The 10,511-nt window shown below is 71.5% G+C and carries 12 protein-coding genes; 8 read left to right on the top strand and 4 right to left on the bottom strand.

From position 1 onward, the window contains the following. Positions 1–312 precede the first annotated feature (312 nt). Positions 313–1,431 carry an MDR family NADP-dependent oxidoreductase gene (locus NBZ83_RS24870; protein ID WP_261575909.1) on the bottom strand — a complete coding sequence of 373 codons (1,119 nt, stop codon included), beginning with the start codon at positions 1,429–1,431 and terminating at the stop codon, positions 313–315. Between the two features lie 195 nt (positions 1,432–1,626). On the opposite strand from NBZ83_RS24870, the gene NBZ83_RS24865 reads away from it, so the two are divergent. The 3 genes from NBZ83_RS24865 to NBZ83_RS24855 all read left to right on the top strand — a co-directional run bounded on the left by NBZ83_RS24865 (position 1,627) and on the right by NBZ83_RS24855 (position 4,322). Continuing rightward, on the top strand, positions 1,627–2,232 hold the full coding sequence (locus tag NBZ83_RS24865; protein ID WP_261575908.1) for a pyridoxamine 5'-phosphate oxidase family protein: 606 nt from the start codon (positions 1,627–1,629) through the stop codon (positions 2,230–2,232). Next, complete coding sequence (locus tag NBZ83_RS24860) at positions 2,222–2,626, top strand: hypothetical protein (protein ID WP_261570732.1); 405 nt, start codon at positions 2,222–2,224, stop codon at positions 2,624–2,626. The genes NBZ83_RS24865 and NBZ83_RS24860 overlap by 11 nt, the downstream gene beginning before the upstream one ends. A 136-nt stretch (positions 2,627–2,762) precedes the next feature. After that, positions 2,763–4,322 carry a serine/threonine-protein kinase gene (locus tag NBZ83_RS24855; RefSeq protein WP_261575907.1) on the top strand — a complete coding sequence of 520 codons (1,560 nt, stop codon included), beginning with the start codon at positions 2,763–2,765 and terminating at the stop codon, positions 4,320–4,322. Between the two features lie 10 nt (positions 4,323–4,332). Here the strand turns inward: NBZ83_RS24855 and NBZ83_RS24850 are convergent, their stop codons facing one another. Further along, positions 4,333–4,854, bottom strand: coding sequence for a DinB family protein (locus NBZ83_RS24850; RefSeq protein ID WP_261575906.1), 522 nt, complete (start codon positions 4,852–4,854; stop codon positions 4,333–4,335). Positions 4,855–4,917: 63 nt separating this feature from the next. Continuing rightward, entirely contained in the window at positions 4,918–5,073 is a 156-nt protein-coding gene (locus NBZ83_RS24845; RefSeq protein ID WP_261575905.1) for a hypothetical protein, read from the bottom strand. Positions 5,074–5,302: 229 nt separating this feature from the next. Here NBZ83_RS24845 and NBZ83_RS34005 point away from each other — a divergent pair, with 229 nt between their 5' ends. Continuing rightward, on the top strand, positions 5,303–5,617 hold the full coding sequence (locus tag NBZ83_RS34005; RefSeq protein WP_368861902.1) for an NAD(P)H-binding protein: 315 nt from the start codon (positions 5,303–5,305) through the stop codon (positions 5,615–5,617). Positions 5,618–5,725: 108 nt separating this feature from the next. Here the strand turns inward: NBZ83_RS34005 and NBZ83_RS24835 are convergent, their stop codons facing one another. Further along, entirely contained in the window at positions 5,726–6,490 is a 765-nt protein-coding gene (locus tag NBZ83_RS24835; RefSeq protein WP_261575904.1) for a class I SAM-dependent methyltransferase, read from the bottom strand. 147 nt (positions 6,491–6,637) lie between these two features. Here NBZ83_RS24835 and NBZ83_RS24830 point away from each other — a divergent pair, with 147 nt between their 5' ends. The 4 genes from NBZ83_RS24830 (at position 6,638) to NBZ83_RS24815 (ending at position 10,462) form a co-directional block, all read left to right on the top strand. Then, positions 6,638–7,423, top strand: a complete 786-nt coding sequence (locus NBZ83_RS24830) for a TetR/AcrR family transcriptional regulator (protein ID WP_261570737.1) — start codon at positions 6,638–6,640, stop codon at positions 7,421–7,423. 242 nt (positions 7,424–7,665) lie between these two features. Then, positions 7,666–7,860, top strand: a complete 195-nt coding sequence (locus tag NBZ83_RS24825) for a ferredoxin (RefSeq protein WP_261570738.1) — start codon at positions 7,666–7,668, stop codon at positions 7,858–7,860. Then, positions 7,857–9,161, top strand: a complete 1,305-nt coding sequence (locus NBZ83_RS24820) for an NAD(P)/FAD-dependent oxidoreductase (protein ID WP_261575903.1) — start codon at positions 7,857–7,859, stop codon at positions 9,159–9,161. The genes NBZ83_RS24825 and NBZ83_RS24820 overlap by 4 nt, the downstream gene beginning before the upstream one ends. Beyond that, complete coding sequence (locus tag NBZ83_RS24815; RefSeq protein WP_261575902.1) at positions 9,161–10,462, top strand: NAD(P)-binding domain-containing protein; 1,302 nt, start codon at positions 9,161–9,163, stop codon at positions 10,460–10,462. The genes NBZ83_RS24820 and NBZ83_RS24815 overlap by 1 nt, the downstream gene beginning before the upstream one ends. Positions 10,463–10,511 lie beyond the last annotated feature (49 nt).

Here is a 10,511-nt window from a genome sequence, read left to right as displayed (position 1 = left end):
CGCCAAAACCCCTACACCCACCCACCGATCGATCTCCTCGCCGGCGTCACCTGACCAGCGGCCAGCCCACTATCCCCACCCGACCGGTGAGACCGCACGCCACCTCACGGCCTACCCGCCCGTTCGCTCACCCCGCCGCGAGACAAGGCACGGACGCGCCGGCAGGTGCCACACGCCTACTTAGGCCCGTCATGCCGCGGACCGCACCACAGACCGGTCGCCGGCCCGCAGGCAGCCGCGAAGACCTGGCGCCACCGCAAGATCTCCGCAGCCACCAGCCGATCACCTACTGCCTCCCGAACACCAGAGGTCTCACTCGTCCAGAGATGACAGGTCGGCCTTGTCATCCGGCTGCCCGTCGATCCGGACGAGGACTCGGCCGGTGAACGCGCCGCGCAGCAGGTCGACGAAGGCCCGTGGCGCGTTCTCGATCCCGTCCACGACGGTCTCGTCGAGTCGCAGGCGGCCCGTCGCCAGCCAATGGCCGATCTGCTGTTCGGCCTCGGCGCGGCGGTCCGCGAAGTCGGCCGTGCGCAGACCCCGCAGGGTGAGCCGGTTGGCGATGGCGTAGCCCAGGTCCGGCGTCGTCTCCTCGCCGTGGGCGCGGCCGGGCCGCGGGCCGTTCTGGCGATCGAGCAGCCCGCACAGTACCGCCCGGCCGTGCGGGCGCAGCAGGCGGATCGCGGCGGCGAGCTGCGCGCCGCCGGTGTTGTCGAAGTAGACGTCGATGCCGTCCGGGGCGAGTTCGCGCAGCCGGTCGAGGACGGGGCCGTCCCGGTGGTCGAAGGCCGCGTCGAAGCCGAGCGTCCCGGTCACGTGGGCGACCTTGGCTGCTGACCCCGCGCTGCCGATGACCCGGCCGGCACCGCGCAGCCGGGCGATCTGACCGGCGAGGCCGCCGACCGCCCCGGCCGCGCCGGAGACGAAGACGGTGTCGCCGGGGCGCAGCTCGGCCGCGACGACCAGACCGGCCCAGGCGGTCAACAGCGGGGCCAGATACGCGGTCGGGCTCGGGAGGACGGCGCTGTCGACCCGGCGCAGCGCCGCCGCGTCGGCGACGGCGAACTCCCGCCAGCCGAGCTGGTGACAGACCACGTCGCCGACGGCGAAGCCGGGGTCGGTGCTGGCGACGACCGCGCCGAGCGCCGCCCCCGGCACGACGTCGCCGAGGGCAAGCCGGGGCAGCGGCAGACCGACGCCGCCGAGGAACAGGCGAGCGGCGGCGTCGAGGGCGAACAGGGTCGTGCGGACGACGACCTGGCCGGGCCGCGCGGCCGGGACCGCGGCCAGCTCCACGCGGAAGTCCTCCGGGGTCGCAAGCCCGGCCGGGTGCGCGGCGAGACACACCTGCCGACCGGCGGCCGGGACGGACACCGGCGGGGTGGGCGTCGACGAGGTGGGTGAGGAGGCGGCGGGTGAGGAGGCGCTCATGCCGCCGACAGTAGGAGTTGCCGTAGGCGTAAAGGTCAAGCCCGCCACGCGGAGAAACTGTCCCCGTCCGTCCTCACCGCCCCGTCCGTAGGAAGCCGGAGTCTCGGTCTCGTGCATCGCACCGTGAACGCGGGGTTTCATCGGGGGCGAGGCTTCGGCAGCTTCGTCCCAGTTCCCACCGGAGGGAGATCGGATATGACGGTTCCGACGGAGAATGCCGCCGCCGGTCCGGGCGCGGAATTACCCGACCGACGCGGGCACGACGGCCAACCGCCCGGCGATCCCCTGACCGGCGAACACCGCCGGTTCCTCGCCGAGCACACGCGTGGCTTCCTGATCACGACCGGGGCGGACGGCGGGCCGATCGGCTACCCGATGACCGTCCGCTGGTGCGACGGAACGCTGGAGTTCAACACCTACCGCAGGAGCGCGAAGGTCACCCACCTGCGGCGCGACGGCCGGGTGTGCGTGGTCATGGTGCCCCGTGACCGGGCCGCCGATCGGCGGGTGCTCAGCGTCTGGGGGCGTGTGCAGCCCGGGGAGGGGAGTATCGAGCACTGGATGCGCGACGGCGAGGATCCGACGCCGGGACCGTCCACGCCGCCTCACGTCGCAACACCTCACGGCGCAACACCTCACGTTGTGACATCCCACGTCGTGACACCCCACGTCGTGACGCCGCCCCACGTCGTCAGCCGGGTCCGGGAGAGACTGCTCGACGGCAGGCGGATCATCATCCGGGTGACCCCGCTCACCGCCCTGTTCACACCCGACCCGCAAGGAGCGGACGATGCCGGCTGAGCGCCGCCGGCGGATCGCGATGGGCGCCGAGCAGCTCTCGGCGTTCCTCGATGGTTCCGCGGAGATGGTCGTCGCCTACGTGGACACGGCCGGTTGGCCGGTCGGCACCCTGGCCGGCGCCGACCGGCACGGGGAGGAGATCACGGTCGAGTTCGCCGATCCGACCGGGACCGCCGCCGGGGTCGGCGTCGGCGACGCGGTGTGCTGCGTCGCCGAGGAGGGGACCAGGTACGACGAGATCAGGGGCGCGATCGTGCGCGGCGAGGTGACCGCGGCCGCGACGGCGGACGGCCGGCACCGATGGACCGTCCGGGAGCGGCACACCAGCAGCTTCGATTTCGCGGCCCTGGCCGACCCGGAATCCAGCGGACCCGTCAGCCCACGCGAAACCTGACGATGTCACCGTCATGGTGACGGGCGCCGGCGATACCCCGAGCACGGCGCATCGCCCGTCTGCGGGCATACTATGCTTACCGTCACAAAGCGCGCCTCGTCCGACCGGCCAGGCGGATCGTCCGGGGGGCGCCGACATGACCGGAAAAGATGAGGCCGTCGGCAGGATTGTCGGAAGCCGGTATCGGATACTCGACCGTCTCGGCGCCGGCGGAATGGGCACCGTGTGGCGCGCCCGCGACGAGACGCTGAAAGTGGACGTCGCGTTGAAGGAGGTTCGCCTCCCGGCCGACGTCTCCGCCCGGGAGCGTGCGGAGCGGGTCGCGCGTGCACGCCGCGAGGCGGAGCACGCGGCTCGGTTGCGCAGCCATCCCGGGATCGTGACCGTCCACGATGTCCTCGACGACGCCGGCCTGCCATGGATCGTCATGGAGCTGATCACCCAGTCCGACTCGCTCCTCGACCGCCTGCGCGCTCGGCGGCTGTCCGTCGACGAGGTCGCCCGGATCGGCGCCGACGCGGCCGACGCGCTCGCCTTCGCCCACGATCGCGGGGTCGCGCACCGCGACATCAAGCCGTCCAACATCCTGCTCACCCAGGACGGACGGGTCCTGCTCACCGACTTCGGCATCGCCTCGCACCACGACGACAGCACACTCACCGCGACCGGAGTCGTCGGTACCCTGGCCTATATCGCCCCGGAACGCTTCGGCGGCGGGCCGCCGGACCTCCGTAGCGACGTGTTCTCGCTCGGGGTCACCCTCTACCAGGCGGTCGAGGGCGCTCTTCCCTTCGGCGGCGAGAACACCGCCGCGATGCTTGCCGCAATACTCTTCGAGCCACCGCGCCCCGGCCTGCGAATTGGCCCACTCGGCGGTGTCCTGTGGGCAATGCTGGCGAAGGCCCCCGCCGAAAGACCCGACGCGCGAACCGCGGCGACGCTGCTCCGCCAGGCCGGCCGCCCCATGACCATCACCGCGTCGACGCAGCGCCCCGCGCCGCACCCGCCGGTGTCGCCGCGGCTGCCACCGGCCGCCCCGCCGGGCGGCATCGCGCACCCGCCGGGCGGCATCGCGCACCCACCGGCGCAGCGGGAACCCGGTCCCGCCGTGGGCCGTCGCGTGGTGCCCTGGCTGGCTGTTCCCGTCGGTGTCGCCATTCTCCTTGCGCTGCTGCTTCCGCGGCTTCACCTCACGGGAAAAGACGACCCCGACACCGATGCCGGCTCGGCCTCCCGCCCCGCCGGTTCGCCGAGCCAGGGAACAGCGCCGGCCAACACTCCCACGCCGACCACGGATTCGGGCCCGGAGCCACCCGTGCCGGGAACCTATGCCATCAATCGGGACTTCGTCGGTGACGGTTCCTGGCGGGTGACCCTGACGTCCATAAGCGTCGGAAACGACGGCACGATGCGGGCATTGATTCGCTACCAGAAGCTGGCGAACCAGTCCTCACTCGTGTGCCCGAGCGTGTCTTCGAGCAATGCCGCGAGTCTTGTCCTGGCCGACGGTACGCGGGTGCCGCTCATCGCCGACTACTGCTCTCAGCACCTCGGCGAAACGCAGTGCACATCGTTTCCCTGCACCCACGTGAGCTGGGGAGACTTCCCCGTCCCGCCGGACCGCAGGGCCTCCTTCTCCCTCGCCTGGTACTCCTGGGGCAGCGTGACCGGCATACGTCTCGGTTCCCCCCGCTGACACGTGCCGGTCAGGGCTGGCGCGTCAGCCCTGACCGGCCCTGACCGGCTCTGACGATGTCACCGTCATGGTGGTGGCATTCGTGCAGCGCGCTGCGGGCCACCAGAGCGACACTGACGATCCGCCCGTCGAGGTCGATCGTCCGGCGCGCCAGGTCCTCGTCGAGCTGCGTGATCGTCTCGCGCAGGCGGGCGACCCGGCGTTCGAACTGGCCGAGGAGATCGGCCAGTTCGCCGTTGTGGTAATCCGCCGCGGCCACGGACGCGTCGGGGTCGACGGCCGGGATCACCGGGGTCTGCTCGGCAGCGGCCCGTTCGATCAGCCAACGATGGAAGGCCATCGACTCGCGCAAATGCCCGAGGTACTCGATCGGCGACCACACACCTGGTCCCGGGCGGTGGCGCACGACGTCCGCGGGCAGGGCCCGCAGATGCTCGGCGATCCGCTCGGCGACCGGGCCGAGATCGGCGGCGACCTGCCCGACCCCGGCGGCGGACGCGTCGAAGTCGCACTCGCTGCATACCTGCTCCACCGTTGACTCCTCCTACCTCCGTCTGCCTCCGCCTACCGGCGCATACCTCCGTCTACCGGCGCCTCAGGAGACCGTAGCCGCGCGGCCCAGTTCCACGCAGGTCTCCACGGCGAGGCGGAACAGGCGCTCGCGGATGGACAGTGCCTGCTGCCAGTCCCGCGACGCCCAGACCGGTCCGGCCAACGAGTCGCCGGCGTAGAGGAGCTGCGCGAACCGCACCCCGCGGAACCGGGCGACCGCGAAGCCCCGTGCCGGGCCAGCACCGCCTCGGCTGCCGCCACCCCGGCCGGATCGGCGCTCACCTCACGGTTGGGCGGTTGACAATGAAACGAGGTTCCCTCGTCGCGAACGGCCGGACCATGCCCACCGGCGAGGAATCGAACTCGACCAGCGGAGAGCCCGCGGTGGACGCCCGCACGAGGCGTGCACGCACCTCGACGCCCCGGTTGTGCGGCGCCTGATCGCCGTCAGCGGCTACGGCGTGGCCGACAGCCGCCACCGCAACCTCCACGTCGCCATCGCCCGGGTTGCCATCAGATCCCTGATGCGCGACAAGGCGAGTACGGAGGAGCTCATCAGGGCGAGCGCCACCACCTGGACCATCGTGCGACCGGCCCTGCTCACCGGCGGCCCGCGCACCGGGGACTACCGCACGGGCACCGACCTGCACCTGACGATCACCTACGCCGACGTCTCCGACTTCATGCTCGCCGGCCTTACCCGGGACGACTTCGCCTGCCGCGCCGCCGCCATCGCCTCGTAGCCAGCCGGCCGAACAGGTCGAGTCACGCCTGCCAGCCACCTGCCGACCACCATCGACAGTACTTTCCGCCCAGACGGGAAGACCGGCGCCGGTCAGAACCGTCGGGGATCAGCGATACGCGACCACAATGAGGCGTGGGCTCGCCGAGGACAACGGCTCGCCGCCCTGTCCGCAGCCATCCACGCTGACGAATCCGGCAGCCAGCAGCCAGTCACGTAGTTCGGTAAAGGTGAACAGTCGAACGAAGAATGGTATGCGGCGGGTCTTGCCGCCACGAATCACGGTTCGCTCCGTGACGACTCTTCCGGTCAGGGGTTCCAGCCGGTTGCGGTCGATGAGCATGTCGCCGTCCCGCTCGACGACGAGTGCAGACTGGAACTCGCGCACCAACCAGTCGCGATTGTTGAGATCCAGAACGACCCGTCCGCCAGGCTTGAGGGCACGGGCAATTTGGGCGAGGACCTTTCTGTTGGCGGTGTCATCGAAGTAGCCGAACGACGTGGACCAGCTGATGATCCGATCGAAATTCTCCGTCCAAGGAAGTGCGCGAACATCCCCCTCGACGTAGTCCACGTTGACACCTCGCTCGGCGGCGTCGCGTTGGGCATGTTCGAGGAACAGAGACGTAGTATCCAGACCGGTCAGCCGGCAGCCACGAGCGGCCAAACGGTTGGCAATCCGGCCGTGCCCGCAGGCAAGGTCCAGTACGGCCATGCCGGGCTCGAGTTCCAGCAGTTCCCAGATGAGCTGCGTCTGGGCGTCGCTGCGAGGATCCGCGAGGCGGGTGGCATAGAAGTAGAGATAATCCTCATCGAACAGGCTCTGTGCATCGAAGGTGCTCGTAGGACCGTCTGGCGCCCGTGTTTCCGTCATATCCCCATCTTGCACTACCCGTTCCCCTGGGTTTCCAGTCCAGCGGGAGAACGTCGACGGTCGGCTGTCTGTCTCCCACCTGCCAACAACACGCAATCCGGGAGCGCGGATCGGCCCGGCGTACGCTTTGGATGGAGGTGGTGACCGGTGGCGACCGCGCGGTCCCCGAGCGGCGGGCCGGGCGGCTCGGGCAGGGCACGCAGCCTGCGGGGGCAGGGTGAGCAGCTTCGCCGGGAGATCCTGGCCGCGGTGAACCGCCTGCTGGTGGAGTGGGGCAGCGCCGAGAAACTAACCATGCGCGCGGTCGCCAAAGAGGTCGGCGTCGCGGCGCCGAGCATTTACCTGCATTTCCCCGACAAGGCGGGGTTGGTCTGGGCGGCGTTGTCCGACAAATATGACGACCTGGTCGCGAGCATGGTGCGGGCGGACGCGGCCAGCGACGGCACTGATCCCCGCGAGCCGCTGCGGGCGCAGACGCATGCCTACTGCCAATTCGCGCTGAGCAACCCCGGGCACTACCGACTCATGTTCGAGGTGCCGCAGCCGACGGTCGAGGTCGCGAGGATCAGCGGGCATCCGGCCCACGGCGTCTCGGCCAGTTTCCGCGCCGGTTTCCGGCGCTGCCAGGAGACCGGGTATGCGCTGTCCCTGCCGGTGGAGCAGGCGGCGCAGACCCTGTGGGCGGGGCTGCACGGCATGGTGACGCTCCACCACAGCCTCTTCCCCGACGAGTCGACGGAGAACCTGACGCTGCAACTGGCCGACGGCCTGCTCGACTCTCTCGTCGCGAACACGCCGGGCGCCTCGCCGCCCTTCCGGTCGACTCCCCCGGAAACCGCCGCCTCGCGCCACCTCAGGGCCATCCTGGCCGGAAGTTCGGACCGGCCCGGCGACGGAGATTCATCAGCCGGCATTCTTGGCGCACATGAATAGGCCGGAATTTCCACCGGCGAATCCCAAAACGACATCGACGGGGACGTCGCAGAACGGTCGATGTCCGATCGAACCGTAGATGTCACACTTAATTCGGCGCGGTTTGCCTACCACGAGGGTCGTGGGTACAGTCCGACCTAACTTAGTTAGGTGACCGGGGTCGACAGGTGACCGAGACCACGAAATCTGCCAGTCCCCCGGTCGGCGAAGCCCCATGGAAGGGGCTTGCCCGGAGGTTTCCCATGAAGATTTCCGTTGATGTCGACAAGTGCTGCGGCGCGGGCCAGTGCGTGCTCGCCGCCCCTGACGTCTTCGATCAGCGCGACGACGACGGCATCGTGATCCTGCTCGACGCCACTGCGCCGGCCGACCAGCACGACAACGTGCGCAAGGCCGCCGCGGTCTGCCCGGCGGCCGCCATCGAGGTGCGGCAGTGACCGCCCCGTCCCCGTCCCGGGTCACCGTCGTCGGTGCCTCGGCCGCCGGTCTGAGCGTCGCGGAGGCGCTGCGGCGCGACGGCTACACCGGGCGGCTGACACTCATCGGCGACGAGCCCCACCTTCCCTACGACCGGCCCCCGCTGTCCAAGCAGCTGCTGTCCGGCGCGTGGGACGCCGACCGCCTGCGGTTGCGCAGCGCCGAGGCGCTCGACGCGCTCGGGCTCGACCTGCGGCTGGGCGCCGCGGCCGTCGCCCTGGACACCGGGGCAGGCGAGGTCGCCCTGGCCGACGGCAGCCGGGTCGGCTACGACGCGCTCGTCGTGGCCACCGGGGCCGCCGCCCGTCGACTGCCGGGCACCGACGGCGTCGCCGGCGTGTACGTCCTGCGCACGGTGGAGGACGCGCTCGGGCTGCGCGAGGAGCTGCGGCCCGGACGCCGGCTGGTGATCGTCGGCGCCGGTTTCGTCGGCGCCGAGGCGGCCGCCGTCGCCCGGGAGCTGGGCGCCGAGGTCACCATGGTCACGGATGCGGCGGTACCGCTGGCCGACGCGCTCGGCCCCGACCTGGGCGCCATGCTCTCCCAGGTCCACGTCGAGCACGGGGTGCGGATCATCCCCGGTGTCCTGGTTGACGCCGTCCTGACCGAGGATGGCCGGGCCACCGGGGTGCGGCTGGCCGACGGCCGGACCGTCGAGGCCGACGCCGTGCTGGTCGGCATCGGCGCCCGTCCCAACACCGGCTGGCTCGCCGCAAGCGGCGTCCCGGTCGGGGACGGGGTGGAGTGCGACGCCACCCTCCACGCCGGTGCGGGCGTGTGGGCGGCGGGCGACGTCGCCTCGTGGCCGCACCCGCGCACCGGTCAGCGCACCCGCATCGAGCACCGCGCGAACGCCACCGAGCAGGGCTTGGCCGTCGCCCTTAACATTCTCGCCGGGCCGGAGCACGCGACCCCCTTCGATCCCGTCCCTTATGTCTGGTCCGACCAGTACGACCTGAAGATCCAGATTTATGGTCAGCTCCGGGGCTGCGACCGGGTACGGATCGTCGAGGGCAGCCTCGCCGAGCGCAGACTGACGGCCCTCCACGGCCGGGATGGCCGGGTCTGCGCAGTCGTCGGCGTCAACATGCCCCGCGCCACGCGCACCTACCGCCCGCTGGTCGCCGAGCAGGCCGCATGGCCGAGCGCGGCCGATCTTGATCCAGCCCTCAGCGCAGGTCCGGCCCCCAGCGCACGCCCGGCCCCCAGCGCAGGTCCGGCCCTCGGCGCAGGTCCGGCCACCAGTGGAAGGAACGCATGATGTCGGAGTCGAAGACGCTGCGGGCCGGCGTGGTGGGCCTGGGGATCATCGGCGGCGGGGTCGCCGTCAGCATGGCCCGGCGCGGCCGGGTTCCCGCGGTTCACGACGTCCGGCCGGGCGCGTCGGCGGGCCTGCCCGGCGTCGGCGACCCGCTGGGCTCGCCCGCCGAGGTGGCGGGGAGCAGCGACGTCGTGATGGTCGCCGTCGTCACCGCCGACCAGGCGCGCGACGTCATCGGCGGCGAGAACGGGCTGCTGGCGGGCGCCCACCCGGGGCTGACGGTCGTCCTGCTGTCGACCGTCGCACTGCCGGTCGTGCACGAGCTGGCGGCGCTGTGCGCCGGACACGACGTGGGCTTCCTGGACTGCGGTGTGACCCCCGGCGATCGGGCCGCCGACCACGGCATGGTCGCGATCGTCGGCGGGGACCAGGCCACCGTGGACGCCGCGCGGCCCGTGCTGGACGACTGGGCCAGGAAGGTCGTGCACTGCGGCCCGCTCGGCGCCGGCATGGCCACCAAGATCGCCCGAAATGTTGTCACCTATGGCAGTTGGCGTGCCGTGTTCGAGGCGACCGCACTGGCTCGCGCCGCGGGCGTGGACCCCGCCCGGCTCGCCGAGGTCATCGACACCGCCGACCCCGAGGGCCACACCCTGCTCGCCCTGCTGCGGCTGCGCGGCTGCGGCGACACGCTGCCCGAAGCAGCCGGGCGGACGATCCAGCCGCTGATGACCAAGGACCTCGACGCCGCCCGCGACCTCGCGGCGACCCTGTCCGTCGACGTCCCCCTGGTCGAGGTGGCCCGGACCCGCGCCGAGCAGACCCTCGACCTGGACGACCTGGACGACCTGGACCCGACCGACCCCGCCGTTGCCGGCGACCACAACCGCGACGACCTGCACCGGTATGGCCTGGCGATGATGGACCGCGTCTACGGCCCCGGCTTCAGCACCGCCCTGCAGGGCGAGGGCGCCCCCTTCACCGATGAGACGGTTGACTACCTGTTCGCCCAGGTCTGGGCCCGGCCCGGCCTGTCCGTGCGCGACCGCCGGCTGCTCACCCTCGGCGTCGCGGCCACCGTCGGCCGCCCCGAACTCGTCCAGATCATCGCCACCGGTGGGCTGGTCAACGACGAGCTCACCCCCGACCAGCTCCGCGAGGCGGTCCTGCACCTGGCCGTCTACACCGGCTGGTGCAAGGCCACCGCCGCCCACGCCGGCGTCACGGCCGCCGTCGAGGCCCACACCGCCGTCGAGGCCCACACCGCCGTCGACGCCCACACCGCGAAGGAGCAGCGATGACGACGCAGCACCTCATTGACCAGCCCGTCGCCCGCGACCGGGCCCACCC

Source organism: Frankia gtarii, assembly GCF_025403375.1.
Lineage (GTDB): Bacteria > Actinomycetota > Actinomycetes > Frankiales > Frankiaceae > Frankia > Frankia gtarii.
The sequence above is the reverse complement of the archived record's forward strand: the minus strand, read 5'-3'. Positions and strand labels throughout refer to the sequence as shown.